The sequence below is a fragment of the Paenibacillus sp. FSL L8-0708 genome (assembly GCF_038009325.1).
Classification (GTDB): Bacteria; Bacillota; Bacilli; order Paenibacillales; family Paenibacillaceae; genus Paenibacillus_AQ; species Paenibacillus_AQ odorifer.
Map to the genome: position 1 here is coordinate 5,917,454 of NZ_JBBPBC010000001.1, position 17,094 is coordinate 5,934,547.

A 17,094-nucleotide genomic window follows, 5' to 3' on the forward strand; every position below is an offset into this window, starting at 1 on the left:
TATGAAGCGATACTTCCATTACATATAAATGATGCGATGTGTTCCACTGTAATCCGGTTCAACCGTCATTAACTCATCCAGCCAAGCAAGCCCGTACCGGTTCAAGTAATACATGATATTGTAAACTCTTTCCTGCAGTTTACCCAGTGGCATTAACGACAGCTCGATTCGCTCCCATTGCCGGATTGCAGCTTCGTTCTGTTTTGCCATTGCATCTTGGGCTTTCGCCTGTAAAAAAGTAATTTGATCTAGAATCTTCTCTTTATTGTTATTCCCCAGCTTAAGCAGACCGGCCTGAACCGTTCCAAGCTGCTCAATCAGCGGTTCGTACATGGCGGCGAATGAGGTCTTGGTTTCTTCAAAACGACGTTCAATCCCCAGCTCATCCTGTGCGGCCAGCCATTCATGTCTTTTATGATCCAGTCCTTGTCTTACATCCTCAAAGCTAAGTTGATATTTATCCATATGCTTGTGCAGCGTACCTTCTACGACAGTAAAAGACATTCTAGGGATAATTAACGGCATTTCTCCCCCAATGGTCTCAAACGCACGACGCGGAATGGCCCAGTAAGCAATCTCACCTTGACCCAGCACCGTTGCCAGAACAGGCAACACATAATCCTGCATAAGTGGACGTGTCAGCACATTATTGCTAAAGCGTTCCGGATGTGCCTGCACCTCCTCAAGTAATTCATCACGGGAAAAGGATACCTGACCCTTGCGATCCGTAAAGATTCCGTCCTTCTTGTGAAGCAGAAGCCGTGTACCTTCATGAATATAAAAGAGGTTGGCATTGCCAGCTGTAACATCAGCCTGAAGCTCATATCCGGCGCCCACAATATCAGAAGCAGAATTCATATACGCTGTTTCCAGTGCATCATTCTGCATAATTAGCGAAGTGAAAAATGGCTGTTCTAACTTACGTAAGTTGGGATCAGCAGAATCAAGCAGAATTAGACCAAATTTACCAAATAATGAACCCATCAGCTTGGCAAATGCATCTGTCATACTATCTGCTCTAAAAGAAGAAGTGCGAATGAATTCCATAATTTGCGGCTTAAAGTCGCTTTCCTGAAGCAGACCGTCTAACTGTTCCACTACCTGCTGCCAGCTTTCCTCTTCTACACGAATATCACTTACTGAGGAGCGTTTCTCTTCTGACTTTTCTATCTTAATCTTAGTAATCTCCTGCGTACGATTCAGTACATACGTATGATTCACTTCATCCCAGTCATGATCTTCACCTGCAATCCAGAATAAAGGAACTACAGGTCGGCCGAGTTGTTCAGCTGCTTCTTTTGCCGCCATAATAGTAGTTGCAGCTTTATATACCACTAACAGGGGTCCAGTAAATAGTCCGCTTTGCTGCCCACCTGTCACCACTAATGTCCCCGGCTGCTCTAAGAGCGCCAGCGAAGCCATCACCGCATCATGCGAGTTATGCTTTTCATTATATTGACGCAGACACTCAGCAATCTGAGTCCGGTCGGCACGAAGGCTTTCTCTGCCGTCTAGCCACTCCGCCCTTCTACTTCTACTTTCTTTATTGCGGAAATCCCCACCGTACAAATGACTAACCTTTTCAAAATGATCTATATAGTCGCGCGAGAGTGCAGATCCACCCTTGAGCGGTTCCGTTACAATATTCATTTGCTAGTGCCTCCAGTTCTACTAAGCAGTTATATGTAAATCCAAGTTCGTAAAAACTCTCTATGATTGTATCCAAAGTCAGGAGCCGCGTCAAAGTAAAACATGTCTTGATATCAGCAACACAGGTACAGCCAACTGTTCAATTATACTATAAATTCATTAAATAATATCCTAAATACATACAAGAGGCGAGAGCATAATGCTCCCGCCTTTGAAAACCTAAGTATAAATTATGCGAATTTTTTGCTGACAAAGTGGCCTTTAGATACTTCTACTAATTCAAAGTCACTGTCATTGGTCTTATCGTTAGCAGAATAAATAGGGCTGCCAAGCTCATCATGCAAGTGAATACGTTTTTTGTTGACTTCAATTTCCGGGTCCGGAACTGGAATAGCCGACAATAGGGATTTAGTATAAGGGTGGATAGGATTTGCATACAGCTCTTCACTTTCCGCCAACTCAACCATTTTACCCAAGTACATAACTGCTACGCGATCACTGATATGTTTAACCATGGACAGATCATGCGCGATGAAAAGATAAGTCAATCCAAGACGATCTTGCAATTCTTTAAGCAAGTTAACGACCTGAGCTTGAATGGATACGTCAAGTGCGGAAATCGGCTCATCACAAACGATGAACTTAGGATTAACCGCTAACGAACGGGCAATCCCGATACGTTGACGTTGTCCACCGGAGAATTCATGCGGATAACGGGTTGCATGGTCATGGTTAAGACCAACCATATCCAGCAGTTCTTCAATCCGTTTCTTACGTTCTGCACGGCTGCCAGCCATTCCGTGAATGTCCAGTGCCTCGCCGATGATATCAGAAACCGTAAACCGCGGGTTAAGCGATGCGTACGGATCTTGGAAAATCATTTGCATGTCACGGCGCATAGCCTTCATTTGATTTCCAGGCAATTTATAAATGTCTGTACCATTATATTTCACACTTCCAGCAGTTGGCTCATACAAGCGAAGAATCGTACGTCCAGCAGTAGTCTTACCACAACCGGACTCACCTACCATCCCAAGTGTCTCGCCCTCACGGATCGTGAAGTTAATATTATCAACAGCCTTAAGAACCTTACCTTTACCTACATTAAAATATTTCTTAAGACCTTCTACCTCTATTAGGTTCTTACTCAAGAGTACTGCACCTCCTTGGCCATCGAATGCAGATTCCAGCAACGCGCCATATGCGTTTCGCTGAATTCTGTGGCGCCGGGATCGATTTGTTCGCACACATGCATCGCTTCATTACAACGAGCAGTGAACGGACAGCCGATCGGCGGCTTGATCAGATCTGGCGGTGTGCCGATGATCGGAATAAGCGGCTCGCCTTTCTTTTGGTCCAGACGCGGCATTGAGCGCAGCAGACCTTTGGTGTATGGATGTTGTGGATTTTTAAAGATTTCCCATCTTGTTCCGGTCTCCACAACCTCACCTGCATACATTACAATCACCCGATCACACATGCCAGCAACTACGCCCAGATCATGTGTAATCAGAATAATGGAGGTACCTAGTTTTTGCTGCATCTCTCTCATAACTTCCATGATCTGCGCCTGAATGGTTACATCTAGAGCTGTTGTAGGCTCATCTGCTATCAGCAAAGCCGGACGGCAAGCTAACGCGATTGCGATCATTACACGCTGGCGCATACCGCCTGAGAATTCGTGGGGATATTGGTTAAAGCGAGCCTCCGCATTTTTAATGCCTACTAATTTCAACATCTCCATACCTTGCTTTTTCGCTTCGGCCGCTGACATTTTCTGATGTTTAATCAAAACTTCAGTGATCTGTTTGCCCACTTTGATGGTTGGGTTCAGAGAAGTCATCGGGTCTTGAAAAATCATGCCAATATCTTTACCGCGAATAGATTCCATTTCTTTCATGCTTTTGTCTAGCAGATTCTGTCCTTGAAAAATAATCTCTCCCTTTTTCACTTTAGAAGGTGGGGAAGGGATCAAACGCATAATCGATTGAGCAGTTACACTCTTACCGCTGCCGGACTCGCCGACGATGGCAACCGTTTCGCCTTTGCCAATTTCAAAATTCATACCACGGACAGCTTGTACTTCTCCGCCCTTAACAAAAAAGGAAATATGCAAATCTTTGACTTGTAAAATAGGTTCCATCCATATTCCTCCTATTTCTTCAGCTTAGGATCAAGCGCGTCACGAAGACCATCACCGAAAATGTTGAAAGAAAGCATTGTTAAGCTGATTAGGATCGCAGGGAACAAGAAGCGCCATGGATAGTACAACCAGCCGGTGAGTGAGTCATTGATCATCGATCCAAGTGAAGCAACAGGAGCTTGTACACCAAGACCCAAGAAGCTTAGGAAGGCCTCAGCAAAGATAGCATTTGGTACAGACAGTGTAATGGTTACGATAATCGGACCAACCGCATTCGGCAGAAGGTGCTTGAACAACAGTCTCGCAGAACCAGCACCCATGGAACGGGACGCCAATACGAATTCACGATTCTTGAGCTGCATAATTTCTCCACGCACAATCCACGACATCGTAATCCAGCCTGTAATGGTTAGAGCTAGGATGATTGTTCCAAGACTTGGCTCAAGAACGACCAAGAGCAAGATTACAACCAGCAAATAAGGAATAGAATACAAAATTTCAGAGAATTTATTCATAATATTATCTACACGGCCGCCGAAGAAGCCCATAATGCCTCCGTAGATAACACCGATGAACAAGTCGATGGCTGCCGCAGCAAGACCAACGATCAAGGAAATCCGTGCACCGTACCAAGTACGCACAAAGATATCACGACCAAGATCATCCGTTCCAAACCAGTGATCGGAGGAAGGGGGCTTATTGGTGCTCATCAAATCATTAGAATAATAGTTATATTTCGAGATAAAAGGTGCAAAAATCGCTGCAAGTACAATCAAACCCAGGATACCGAGCGCAGTCATCGCCATTTTATTTTGACGCAACCGTTGCCAAGAGTCTTTCCAAGCAGAGAGACTCTCACGCTGGATAACTTCGGCTTCTTTTTCATCTACACCGACTTTTTGAAAATCTTCCGGTTTTAGATTTAGCAAGTTATTTTCAGTAGCCACTATTTAGCCCTCCTTTCCTCCACTTAATTTCATACGTGGGTCAATTAATACATAAGCAATATCCGTAATAAAGCGGGCAACCATGAGTAATACACCATAGAAAATGGTTATCCCCATAATAACGGTATAGTCACGGACACCAATCGCTTCCACGAACTGTTTACCAATACCCCCAACACCAAAGATCTGCTCGATAACAACCGAACCAGTTACGATGTTAGCTGTCATTGGACCCATATAAGTAACAACAGGTAGAATTCCGTTACGAAGTACATGGCGGCTCAGAATAGCCATCCAGCTCAATCCCTTTGCTTTAGCCGTTTTGATATAATCCGCATTCAAAACTTCAAGCATACTTGAACGGGTCAAGCGGGCGATAAAGGCGATCGGCTGTGCCGAGAGCGCGGCCACGGGTAAGAAATAATAGATTGGCCCTTTAAAACCTGAAACCGGTACCCAACCCAGTTTGAAAGCAAATACATACTGCAGTAATGACGCGACTACAAAGCTCGGAACCGCAATCCCCAGAACTGCCAGCACCATAGCTGCGCTGTCAATAAACTTTCTGTGATAGAGTGCCGCCAACATGCCGAGAAATACTCCGACAATAACCGCCACAACGATTGCGACGAGTCCCAGCTTCAGCGACGCTGAAAAGGTTTGACTGATCAAATGTGATACATCTTGATTTAGGCGTTTCATTGAGACACCTAGGTCACCTTGGATAATATCACCTAAATACTTAAAATACTGATGAGAGAGCGGCTTGTCCAGACCATATTGTTCCATCAGACGTGCTTTAATTTCTGGCGGTACCTTCTTTTCAGAAGTAAACGGATCCCCCGGAATAGCTTTCATCAAGAAAAAGGTAGCTGAAATCAATACAAATAGAGAAACCAACATATAGAAAAACTTATTTGCGACATAACGAACCATCCCCATCACACCTCCTCCGACAATTTTTGATACACATAATAATGATTTTATGAAAAAAACGGATTTTTGTCTATTTTCTATATATGTTATTAATAACATTAATTAACAAATAGACAGGAATACAAAAAAAAGGGATATATATGGAATTCCACATATATATCCCGAAGTATTCTGCAACTTCAGTCAACTAACTATTCTGTTGTAATTACTAAAGCAATATCTTAGTGCTCAAGCAAGTATCCGCGAGTCAAGTCAATTGCACCACTAAAGTCAAGAGTAACACCTTTAAGGTACTCTTTAGTCAGGGAGTTGTTAGTGTAGTAGTACAAAGGAATCAGAACCATATCTTGCTCAATGAGCAATTTCTCAGCTGCAGCAAACTTTTCTTGACGTACTGCCAAGTCAGTGCTTGTTTTAGCTTCGCTGATCAATTTGTCATACTCAGGGTTAGCGTAACCAGTATCATTGTTACCGCCACCTGTTACCCACATATCAAGGAAAGTCATTGGATCATTGTAATCCGCAGTCCAACCAGCACGAGCAACTTGGTAGTTCAGGTTTTGACGGTTTTCAATAAATACAGCCCACTCTTGGTTAACGGTTTGTACGTCGATACCAAGATTGTTTTTCCACATATCAGCAATCGCCAAAGCGATTTTCTTGTGACCTTCACTTGTGTTGTAAGTCAGGGAGAATGTAGGCAGTTTATCCATACCTTCTTCTTTCAGACCTTCAGCAAGCAATGTTTTAGCTTGTTCTAGATCTTCAGTGAAGTAGCTATCTTTAACTGCTGTACGGTATTCACCATCAGCACCAGCGATACCAGGAGGTACATAACCGTAGGCTGGGAATTGTCCACCTTGTACTACATTGTCAATCAAAGCTTGACGGTTAATGGACATTGCAAGAGCCTTACGGATTTTAGCGTTTGTGAAAGGTTTTTCAGTGATATTGAATTCGTAGTAGTATACGGAAGCAATACCTTTACGGCTGAATTCGTTAGGAAGTTCTTTTTGCACGATTGGAATTTGTTCTGATGGAATTTCACCAGTTGGTCCACCGGCACGATCGTATTCACCGTTCTTGTAGCTGAGCAGCTCAGTTGCACCGCTGTTTACAAGGGAGAAGTCGATTTTGTTAAGTTTAATGGAATCTTTATCCCAATATTTATCGTTTTTAGTTACAACAAGTGTTTGACCTGTAGTCCACTCAGTAAGAGTGAAAGCACCGTTAACGATCATAGTATCTTTGCTTGTTGCCCATTTAGGATTACTCTCAATGGATTTGTGTACAGGGTAATAAGTGTAGAAGGAAAGCAATCCAAGGAAGTAAGGAGTTGGGGCTTCAAGAGTAACTTCAAGAGTTTTCTCATCAACCGCTTTGACACCTACTTGACTGAAATCGGTAATTTCCTTGTTGTAGAACTTTTGAGCATTTTTGATGTAGTACAATTGATAAGCGTAAGGTGCAGCGGATGCAGCAGCAGGATCGAGCACGCGTTTCCAAGCGCGAACGAAGTCTTCTGTTGTTACAGGATCGCCATTACTCCATTGTGAATCACGGAGTTTGAAAGTATATACCAGACCGTCAGCGGAAACTTCCCAGCTTTCAGCAACACCTGGTTCAGCTTGACCAGATTCAGCATTCATGCGAGTCAGACCTTCGTACATTGTTGTCAGGACAGTGTGAGCTTGGCTATCTTGAGCCAATCCTGGGTCAAATGTTGGAGGCTCAGAACTAAGGTTAATTCTCAATGTTTGGTCAGCAGCCAATTTTTCTTCTGTAGCTGCATTACCAGTTGCCGTGTTACCAGTGTTAGCATTGTTACCTTTATTGCCGCTGTTTGCATTGTTTCCGCCGCAGCCAGCAAGCACTGTGCCGATAACAAGTACTAATGCAATCATTAGCAATAGACTTTTACTCTTCTTCATCTAGCAGTTCCCCCTAAATAGAATGTGGTATATGGTTTATGATTATACAACCAGTGGTCAAAAAAATCTAGTGCAATGTTTTCAGAAAATATTTTTTTTTTAAAACTTTAAACTTTTGTGACGTTGACGCTTCACCGAAGCAGTGGAACGTTACATCGCTTGTGATATGTAGGTAATTAGCCCAACAAACATAAATAATAAATATCCTACGCTCATAAAAAAGAACGAAAGTCTCCAAACTGCCCGAAATAACCGCTTTCCATCTACCTTTCCTTTCATCCGATTTTGAGCTCCGCCAATCAGTCCAGCGGATATTAATACAATAATTAGTATAAGGTAAAACCCAAAACCGGAATTAAAGATGTTGTTAAACAATGCGGAGACCGACAATAATAAAAAAAATGTGGTCACGTCCATTGCGAGCATAAAAGTTTTCTTTTTATCTTTTTTTAAGCCTTTTCCAATGAAAAAAACAATCAAAAACGGCACAATCGGAATAACGCTTAAAGTAATAACCGAATCCATCAGCAGTCCCATAGCTTCACCTCTCCCCAGAGATCATACCCCAATACCTTCTACTAATTGGCAGAGCCAGCGATTTAATGGTGCCGACACTCCAGATCGTTCTGCCATTTCTACAAGACTTCCATTGATCCAACGAATTTCTGTGGTTCTTGAAGCAAGTACATCTGCCAGCATAGATGAAATATTGCCAGACGTTAACCGGCACACCTGAAGGATGTTATCCCAAGCATCCTTATCATAAGTAATTTCACAGAAATCATACACCATTGTTACTTCTTCAAAAACTTCCTTCATTAATTGGAGGCGTTGCTCTGAAGACAGCAGCTCCCCATTTGGAATACGCCAAATCGCCGTGAGTGGATTAATAACGGCATTGATCAAGAGCTTCCGGTAAATCATGGTATCCACTTCATTCGACAAAAAGGCTGCGAATCCTGCCATTATGAGAACTTCTATTAAATTATTCGCTGTTAAATCATTATGTATGCTATGAGCTTGTCCATCCCCTAAGCTCCATTTTCCTATCCACACCTCCCCTGCTCCTGCATGAATGACCTCAGTTAATGATTTGCGCTTCGCAGCCTCCGTAGTCACAGCTACATATAAATTGGCGTTTGGCAACAAGCCTCCTAACATCTCCATATGTCCTGTTCCATTCTGAAAACAAATCATATGTACTTGCTCTTCCTTAAGTAGGGATAGAAATTCAGGAAAATCATTATGTAGAGTATTCTGTTTAACCGTCACCACGATCCAATCACTCGGCTCTTCTAGATAAGCACCTGCGAACTCCCCTATTGGCGCGGATACAAACTGATCTTCCGAAATTGTTATCGGCTCGCGTTCATCCTCGTAGGTAACCGTTAAGCCATCACGCCCTAATCGTTGGCATTGTTCTATCCCTCGGCACCATAGCCTCACATCATTCCCGGCTTGGATCAGTCTCCCTGCCAGCAGCAGCCCGAGTGAACCTGCACCAATTATATCAATTTTCATATAACCCTCCTGCTGATCTTAAGCACAATTTTTCTAAGTATACCAAAAACCCCGCAAGTGGTGCTTAAAAAGCAGACCACTTGCGGGATTGTTAGTTAACCTATCGTTTATTCAATGCGTTCTAAATTTCCGTTACCATCCATTTTGAAACGAGTCTTCATTTCTTCTTCTTCTTCATTTAAGAAAGCAAGCCTGCGAGCACGATCCATAATCTGAATTAAAGCTTTGTAATCATCGTTGACTACCCGGTAGTCGCTTTGAGCAAGATTAACCTCTTTAGACAACCGTTCATTCTCAGATCGTAATTCTGTTAATTCATCTTCCTTCTCGCGCAGGTCTCTTTCCAGCATTTTCAGCTGACGTCCTGCTTCCTGGATCGTACCCTTCCATTGTCTTAAGAAACGAATGACCGCATCAATGGATAATGTGTTTTCACTTAATCCCTCACCGCGCCCAAATTCCTCATCGACATCACCCAGAATGAGACCAGCTACTTGCGCTCCTCTTACTGACGGCTGCTTTTTCAGGTAGCTACGCTTTTGACGTTGCCCTTTAGCAATACCGATTGCACCTTCATAACTTTTCCGAACACAACTGTTCCAGCGGAATCCGCAAGCGGCCGAAGTTCTGCCGATTTTTTCACCCACCTCTTCAAAAGCGGCAAGCTGTGTGCTGCCCTCCCGAATGTGTCGCAAAGTTACTTCTGCCAATATTAGATCATCTTCTGCACTCCAAGCGTCCTGTCTAACGGCTGTCATAAAGCCAAACCTCCTAACAACGTCATGAAATAACCATCTCCATAACCGGCAGTTCTGCCGGGTAGTGAATAGGGATAAAAGCTGCTTACTCCATTTCTATGCTTCTCATAGAGTTCATAGAATCTATTTGATACTAATTTGTATTTCCATTATCTGCGTACATCATACGCATAAAACTATAAATTCTCTTTTTTAAAGCACTAATCACTCAGGTCAATTATAAAAATCACATTTTTTGAAGATTAGTGCATTTTTTTCAATGAATTCGTTTACACATAATTATGTTGAGGGTATAATAAATCGAAGGAATATTCGTGAGATACATACTGGAAGGGGGACTCTCTCTTGGACCGCATGTTTCGGGTATTAGGTTTTTTCACATTAGCTATTGGATTGATGGCTTTCGCCGGAGGTCTAACAGAAATGGCCTTGCTTTTCTTTTTACAAACTGCATTTTTCGTAATACTTGGCTATATGAAATTTACTGAAAAAACTTATGTTCTTCTCTTCTGGGCATACATGATTCTGACTTTCACCGGATTTAGTTATTGGACGATCTTTCAAATGGGTCTTCCACTATAAATTGCAGTACTCTTTTGGAGCGGATGAGGTCCTTATCTTATAAGGATCACTTCCGTTTTTTTGTTTGTATGCTATTTTAGAAGGGTTAAACATATTATTAGTACATACATATATCATTTCAAAAAAAAGGTGGTGGTGTGGTGCGCTCCCGCAATTTACAAAGCCGCATGATTGCAACCATACTAATTTTCTTCTGCTGTACTTTGTTTCCGTTACAACCTGTGAAGTACTTGTCTGCCGATCCTAGCGGTGATTTTTTCAACTCTGCTATACCAGATAATGAAGAAACCCGTAAACTACTTGAACAGACCTTGTCTTCTGCAGAAATTGAACGTGAAATCATCAAGATTACAGCCGAACAAAAAGCGCTTGAACAAAAGGTAGAAAGCCTGAACAGACAAGCTACCCAGAAAAAAACAGCCATTGCGGACCAACAGGAACGGGCAGGTGCAGTTGTGCGTTCTTATTATATGGGGGATAGAGATAATCTTCTGGCCGCGTTTTTTTCAGCAAAAAGTATCAGCAGATTCCTGGCTCTGTTCGATTATTATGAGATTATTATTGGAAATGACCGCGATATTCTCTCACAATATGAAGAACAATATAAGGATTTGAAGGATACCCTTCAGACTGCGAAGCGAAACTCGGAAGAGCTCGCCCGATTGCGTACGGCTCTGGAGGAACAGCAAGTTCGGGTAAACGCGCTCAACAAGGATATTGAGGGTGGGATTAAAAATAGCAGCGATCCTGAAAATATGAGTACTCTACTTAAAGAATTCACATTATATTGGGAGAATATCGGCCTGCACGAGGTAAAAACTTATTTCAAGGCGTTATCCTCCGCAATGAATAACCTACCACAGTTTGTTCAGAATCGAGAGGGTGTACTGACTCGAAAAGGAATGACTTATGAGCTAAACCTGAAGGAAGAGGATCTGAATGAATTTTTGCAATCGCAGAATTCGCTGTTTAAAGACTTCGCCTTTCATTTCAATGACGGATCGATTACTGCCACTGGAAAAAGCGGAGCGCTAGCCCTTTCACTGACCGGTCACTATACCATTCAGGAAGAACCGATCAACGGCCTTATATTCCAAGTCGATCATATTGTATTTAACGGTCTTGAATTGCCTGACACAACAAGAAAAACGTTGGAAGAAGAATTTGACTTAGGCTTTTATCCAGGCAAAATAGTATCTTTCCTTCGTGCCACGGCAGTAGATAGCCAAGAGGGCGTCTTGCATGTTAAGCTTTCCATTTCATTTTAGGCCTTCTTTTAGAAATTCTTTGTAGCCTTCCGCATCTATCTGCCCCGTTAATAGTAACGATACAGCTTCAACAACCTTACTCCAGCCGCCCTGTGACTCATCCTCCGGGGCGGTTTCTTCTGTCAGCAATAGCTCAACATCGAAAGGAAGCTTGTATTTAAAAGCATGCTCCGAACGATAAAGAACATCAAGCGCCGGCAAGCTACCCGTATTCTCCAACCAATCCAGCTGAGCATCCTCAGAGGTGATAAAGGTCAGCCAATTCACAGCTTCCTTTGGACTTTGAGATTGAGCTGGAAGGGCAAAAGATCGACTGTAACAGGATTCAAACCCACCCCCATTATTAGCAGTCAGGGCCGGTACAGCAGCAAGGGATGAATTTCCATGCTTCTGCCACTCGGATAACGGTAATGAAGCAACGGCGACACTACCTCCTTGGAGCATATCCCAGACATCTTTATTGTAGCGGCTGGTGAGATAAAAATAACTGCGGGCATTCTGAATCCAATTCAACACATTTTGGTTATCTGCTAACAAGCTGCTATTCATGCTCTCCATTACCGCTGACAATCCATAAGGATTGCGGGTATCCATCGCAAGTAAATATTTCCCTTGCTCTTTTAGCACATTCTGAAGCAGGATATTCCACTCTTCGAGGCTTTTGGGTAATACATTAAAACCCAGCTCCGCCAGCCGTTGTGGGGAATAAACAAGCACGTAAGGATCTATATCTAACGGGACTCCCCAATTATATCCATTCCACTGCATCCAGGGGATCAACTGTGTTAACGGTGCACTCCCCGGAACGCTCTGATACACATCCATCGGCAATAAATATCCACGTGTGGCCCAGTCCAGAATGCTTCGTCCATCTGCCATGACTATATCCGGGCTATCCCCGATCGTTAAATCATGCTTCAATACCTCATCGGCATCCTCCATATCCACATTGCTTAAAATAACCTTTACTCCACTTTCTAAGGTATAACGGTTGCTAAGGAGCTCCAGTTCACTAAATTCTTCGCTATTTAACGATACTCTTATGTGTAAGCTATCTATAGTTCCCTCATCTCCGGAAGAGGGATGGGTCGACTGGCTTTGTGGTCTTTTCATAGGACGTGGATCGTTACTGGTACTCAATTCCATACTGGGCGACAGGCTTGTCAGCGATAGTAGTAAAATTGCAAAAAGCAGCCAATAATTTTTGCGTTTCAGCACGATTTCCCACCTTCCCTTTTGATTGGTCTCCCCTATTTTACCAAACCCTCCGGTGCTTGTCTTTAGTTTGTGAAACCGTTCTCTTTCTATTATATGGGTGAAACGCCAGAGGCATTAAAAATAGGAAGGTGATCTGACCGCCATTACAAGAAAGCTTTGGACTTCCGATCGCTGTTATCCTCAGATTTCCTGATTTAATTACCGCATCATGCGGTTAAAATCCGAGGATAAAGGCGAACGCTTCGCTTCTACAGTTCCAAACTTTCTTTCCATGGCTCTAATCACCACAACCAACTTTAAATTCCTCTGCCGTTTCCGGGCGGGCAGGAAAAAGCCGGGAGTGTTTGCTTCTCCCGGCTGAAAATAGGATTGATGAACCGTTAGAGTAGATCCGCGGCCAATTGTGCCAAGCGGGAACGCTCACCTTTTTCCAAAGTAATATGCCCGCTAATCCCTTGCTGTTTAAACTTCTCGACGATATAGCTCAGTCCGTTGCTCGCAGCATCCAGATATGGATGATCGATTTGCTCTGGATCGCCCATTAGAATGACTTTACTTCCTTCTCCCGCTCTGGAGACAATGGTCTTCACCTCATGGCGGGAAAGGTTCTGCGCCTCATCAATAATAATGAACTGCGATGGGATTGAACGGCCGCGAATATAGGTTAAGGCTTCTACCTGTATACTTCCTAACCCCATTAAGATTTTATCGATATCGCCAGCTTTTTTGGTATCGAACAGGAATTCCAGATTATCATAAATAGGCTGCATCCAGGGTCTAAGCTTCTCATCCTTCTCACCGGGCAAATACCCAATGTCTTTACCCATAGGAACGACCGGACGGGCGATAAGCAATTTTTTGTATTTATGTTCATCCTCCACTTTGAATAGTCCGGCTGCAAGCGCCAATAACGTCTTCCCTGTCCCAGCCTTACCCGTGATCGTTACGAGTGGGATTTCATCATTTAGCAGCAGCTCCAGTGCCATTCGTTGTTGAGCATTACGGGCGCTAATCCCCCAAACCGAATCATTGCCCAGATAGAGTGGCTCCAGACGTGTGGCATCACTATTCACTTTGAGAAGAGCTGATTTGCCAGTGCCAATCTCATCCTTGAGAATCACAAATTCATGAGGGTACAACGGATACGACAACGCAAGCTGTTTTACCGTCAGAGAGCGGTGACTGTAATATTCATCAATCAATGCGGGATGAACCTGCAGAGATTGGTAACCAGTGTATAGTTCATTTAAGTCTCCAGTACGATCTGACAAATAATCCTCTGGCGTAATTCCAAGTACATCCGCTTTAATACGAACCAGTACATCCTTGCTCACAAGCACAACGGGACGCGGATCGGGCTTCTCATTCTCTTCATTCAAATAATTGAGAGCAACAGCCAAAATCCGATTGTCGTTAGACACCTCACCAAACATTTCCTGTACCTTCACAAAACTGCGATGGTTAAGTTCTACCTTCAGCTTGCCTCCATGCTCCAGTTCCACACCACTATGCAAATGACCTAGTTCCCGGAGTCCATCAAGCAATCGGGATACCGTACGGGCATTCCGACCGATTTCGTCAGCATTGCGCTTCTTGGAGTCGATTTCTTCCAGCACAACAGCCGGAATAACCACCTCATGCTCCTTGAAAGAGAAAATTGAATTGGGGTCGTGCAAAAGCACGTTGGTATCTAGCACAAATATCTTGTTCATATTATCCCCTCCACAGCGCCTGGTTTGATTGATCATACATAACTCTTTCCGCCAAGGGAAAAGATATGGTACAGAAACGATTCTTTGGCTGAAAGGAGTAATCACATATGAGAAAATCAATATGTCTGTTGCTGGTACTGCTGCTACTGACAAGCTGCGGTATCGCTAATAAAAAGACATCACCCTCTCCTCAGAATAAACAATCTGCGAATGCTGTAAAGGGTACGGGGAACCATGAGGTTCGGCAATTGTCCAATGATGGTGCGACTAATCCTAAAGCCACCTCAAAAGCTGGTCAAGCCGTCAATGTTAATGGAGAAAGTGAAATTGCACTTAAGGATCATTTTGAACAGTTGGCCAAAAGAGTTCCCGGTGTAAATGGCGCACACTGTGTAGTCATGAACAAAGTTGCCATTGTTGGTCTTGATGTAGAAGGTTCTCTGGGCCGTTCACGTGTAGGAAGCATCAAATATTCTGTAGCGGAAGCCATCCGCAAAGACCCAAGAAGTGTACGGGCGCTTGTCACTGCGGATATGGATCTCTCCAGCAGATTAGCGGAAATGAGCCGCCATATCTCCAAGGGACATCCGATATCCGGATTCTCATCCGAGCTGGCCGATATTATCGGACGAATCATGCCACAGCTGCCAGAGGATACCAAGCCGCAAAAAAATGCACAGTAGAGGTTAAGAACAAAAGATGTTCTTTGAGTTCAAAAAAAGCCCAGTGATATTTTCACTAGGCTTTTTTCATGGCAGCAAATACTTGTCCGTCCAACTTCTCAGCGGCACGTCCATCATAAACTTTCGCATATCTTGGGGCGGAGTCCAGCTGCGCGCCGTAAAAAAGCGCGTTGCGGACCGCTTGAATTTCAACATCAAAACAGCACATCTTAAAAGGAACATCTTCTAGCGGGTCCTGCCTTACAGCAGCACTACCGTTAATGGCATAGACAGTTCCTTCACCAAACACAGTTATAGTTATTAATGGATTAACCTTCATATTATTCACAAGTCTTGAACGATGATCAATAGCCAAACGCACAGTACTAGGACTAACAGCATAAAGCCACGAAATAGCTGTGGATGTAGGACCGCCTGTCTCCGCATCAACTGTGTTTAGAAGAACAAAGGTTTCCGATTGCAGCATCGATAGCAAAGTTTCATTCAGCTGAGCAACGGCTTCGGACATAAGTACTGGCCCCCTATGCGACGTTAATTCATTCGATTTATTATATTATAGCACAGGCTGAAACTTGCATTCAATTTTAGCTATGGAAGATATTAAGGTCCTCAAGGCGTCTCAGCAGCTGTCGAATCAGCTCCCGTGGAAATTCCTGCAATTCGATCCTGCAAGCTTTTCTTAGCGGCCTCAAACTCCTCATCATTAATATATACATATGGACTTCGCCATGTTCCAGTAACCGGCTTGAATTCGATATTCTCTTTGGAAATCTTCCAATACGTCGCAATCATATCTTTGATTTGCGAATTTTCGATATCTGTCTTCATGTTACTGTCCACTGCATCAAGCACCTTGCCGATTTTTAATACGCCACCAAGCGATTGCATCTGATCCACCAGACTGTTCAGAACTTCGTTCTGGCGTTTGTTGCGATCAAAATCATCTGATGCGTTGGTCTTAGGCTTGCAATTGGATTTACGATACCGCACATAGTCCAGTGCATTTTTTCCATCCAGCTCTGCCGGACCCTTTTTCAGATTGATATTCGTGCCATCCACAGTGTCTGTATAACACATATTTTCACTAATATTTACTTCGACTCCCCCAAGCTCGTCCACTACATCACGGAAGCCCTGAAAATCAAGAATCGTTGTATAATCTACATCAATATCCAGATACTTACCCATCATCGTCTTCATCTCATCTTCAGCCAGTAGACCAGAGGATTTCTCCTTACCCTTGAAGCGAGCATAAAATTCATTAATTTTCGTCTTCTTATAGCCGCTTAGCTCCACATAGGTATCACGAGGAAGCGAAACAATAGTCGCTGATTTAGTCTTAGGATTAAGTGCTGCAACCATGATCACGTCAGTCAAATAAGACTCGTGTTTAGGTCTGTTATCCGTTCCCAGTATAAGCATTGTCAGTGGTTTTTCTGAAGCGGAATGCCCTGGAGCAACCGTACCCTCAACCCCTGCATTAAATACGCCATGCTCAAGCTTCCAATACAGATAACCGCCATAACCCAACACGCCGAGGATCGCAATAATTAGCAAAGTTAACAATACTCTAACTAATCTGCCAAAAAAACCTCTCTTTTTCACTTTCTTTTTCGTTTTTTTCTTAGAAGCACCCTTCACAGGCTGTTTTCTATTAGTAGGTTGTTGCCCGTTTGCTCTTGGAGGTAAACCGCTGTTTCTTGTACTCATAATAGAATAAAGTCCTTTTCATTTCATTTAGAATT

The 17,094-nt window shown here is 43.3% G+C and carries 16 protein-coding genes; 3 read left to right on the forward strand and 13 right to left on the reverse strand.

Annotated elements, in window-relative coordinates; genetic code table 11:
- Positions 1-18 precede the first annotated feature (18 nt).
- From bshC to NYE58_RS28035, 9 genes are all read right to left on the reverse strand, one after another.
- Positions 19-1,650, reverse strand: coding sequence for a bacillithiol biosynthesis cysteine-adding enzyme BshC (bshC, locus tag NYE58_RS27995; RefSeq protein WP_076129044.1), 1,632 nt, complete (start codon positions 1,648-1,650; stop codon positions 19-21).
- Positions 1,651-1,880: 230 nt separating this feature from the next.
- Positions 1,881-2,801 (reverse strand): ABC transporter ATP-binding protein, encoded by a 921-nt coding sequence (locus tag NYE58_RS28000; RefSeq protein WP_036683682.1) that lies wholly within the window; start codon positions 2,799-2,801, stop codon positions 1,881-1,883.
- Positions 2,798-3,793, reverse strand: coding sequence for an ABC transporter ATP-binding protein (locus tag NYE58_RS28005; RefSeq protein ID WP_036683686.1), 996 nt, complete (start codon positions 3,791-3,793; stop codon positions 2,798-2,800). Before NYE58_RS28005 ends, NYE58_RS28000 begins: the two co-directional genes overlap by 4 nt.
- An 11-nt stretch (positions 3,794-3,804) precedes the next feature.
- Complete coding sequence (locus tag NYE58_RS28010; protein WP_036683689.1) at positions 3,805-4,740, reverse strand: ABC transporter permease; 936 nt, start codon at positions 4,738-4,740, stop codon at positions 3,805-3,807.
- A 3-nt stretch (positions 4,741-4,743) separates the two neighbouring features.
- The gene (locus NYE58_RS28015; RefSeq protein ID WP_036683691.1) at positions 4,744-5,676 is read right to left on the reverse strand and encodes an ABC transporter permease; all 933 of its coding nucleotides are present in this window, start codon (positions 5,674-5,676) and stop codon (positions 4,744-4,746) included.
- Positions 5,677-5,897: 221 nt separating this feature from the next.
- Complete coding sequence (locus tag NYE58_RS28020; RefSeq protein WP_076129042.1) at positions 5,898-7,607, reverse strand: peptide ABC transporter substrate-binding protein; 1,710 nt, start codon at positions 7,605-7,607, stop codon at positions 5,898-5,900.
- A gap of 150 nt (positions 7,608-7,757) precedes the next feature.
- Positions 7,758-8,144, reverse strand: a complete 387-nt coding sequence (locus NYE58_RS28025; protein ID WP_036683696.1) for a DUF3397 domain-containing protein — start codon at positions 8,142-8,144, stop codon at positions 7,758-7,760.
- A 21-nt stretch (positions 8,145-8,165) separates the two neighbouring features.
- Positions 8,166-9,128, reverse strand: coding sequence for a ketopantoate reductase family protein (locus tag NYE58_RS28030; protein WP_076276752.1), 963 nt, complete (start codon positions 9,126-9,128; stop codon positions 8,166-8,168).
- 107 nt (positions 9,129-9,235) lie between these two features.
- On the reverse strand, positions 9,236-9,886 hold the full coding sequence (locus tag NYE58_RS28035) for an RsfA family transcriptional regulator (protein ID WP_036683702.1): 651 nt from the start codon (positions 9,884-9,886) through the stop codon (positions 9,236-9,238).
- A 345-nt stretch (positions 9,887-10,231) separates the two neighbouring features.
- Here NYE58_RS28035 and NYE58_RS28040 point away from each other — a divergent pair, with 345 nt between their 5' ends.
- Positions 10,232-10,468, forward strand: coding sequence for a DUF2626 family protein (locus NYE58_RS28040; protein WP_036683705.1), 237 nt, complete (start codon positions 10,232-10,234; stop codon positions 10,466-10,468).
- Positions 10,469-10,635: 167 nt separating this feature from the next.
- Positions 10,636-11,736: a coiled-coil domain-containing protein gene (locus NYE58_RS28045; RefSeq protein ID WP_076276798.1), complete on the forward strand. Its 1,101-nt coding sequence runs from the start codon at positions 10,636-10,638 to the stop codon at positions 11,734-11,736.
- Here the strand turns inward: NYE58_RS28045 and NYE58_RS28050 are convergent.
- Complete coding sequence (locus NYE58_RS28050; protein ID WP_341003590.1) at positions 11,728-12,954, reverse strand: extracellular solute-binding protein; 1,227 nt, start codon at positions 12,952-12,954, stop codon at positions 11,728-11,730. The two genes, NYE58_RS28045 and NYE58_RS28050, sit on opposite strands and share 9 nt — an antisense overlap.
- Positions 12,955-13,334: 380 nt before the next feature.
- Positions 13,335-14,666: a PhoH family protein gene (locus NYE58_RS28055; RefSeq protein WP_036683710.1), complete on the reverse strand. Its 1,332-nt coding sequence runs from the start codon at positions 14,664-14,666 to the stop codon at positions 13,335-13,337.
- A gap of 107 nt (positions 14,667-14,773) precedes the next feature.
- On the opposite strand from NYE58_RS28055, the gene NYE58_RS28060 reads away from it, so the two are divergent.
- The gene (locus NYE58_RS28060; RefSeq protein ID WP_076129034.1) at positions 14,774-15,349 is read left to right on the forward strand and encodes a YhcN/YlaJ family sporulation lipoprotein; all 576 of its coding nucleotides are present in this window, start codon (positions 14,774-14,776) and stop codon (positions 15,347-15,349) included.
- A 55-nt stretch (positions 15,350-15,404) separates the two neighbouring features.
- Here the strand turns inward: NYE58_RS28060 and NYE58_RS28065 are convergent, their stop codons facing one another.
- Positions 15,405-15,857, reverse strand: a complete 453-nt coding sequence (locus NYE58_RS28065) for a pyridoxamine 5'-phosphate oxidase family protein (RefSeq protein WP_076129033.1) — start codon at positions 15,855-15,857, stop codon at positions 15,405-15,407.
- A gap of 101 nt (positions 15,858-15,958) precedes the next feature.
- Positions 15,959-17,059 carry an LCP family protein gene (locus NYE58_RS28070; RefSeq protein ID WP_076129031.1) on the reverse strand — a complete coding sequence of 367 codons (1,101 nt, stop codon included), beginning with the start codon at positions 17,057-17,059 and terminating at the stop codon, positions 15,959-15,961.
- Positions 17,060-17,094: the final 35 nt, after the last annotated feature.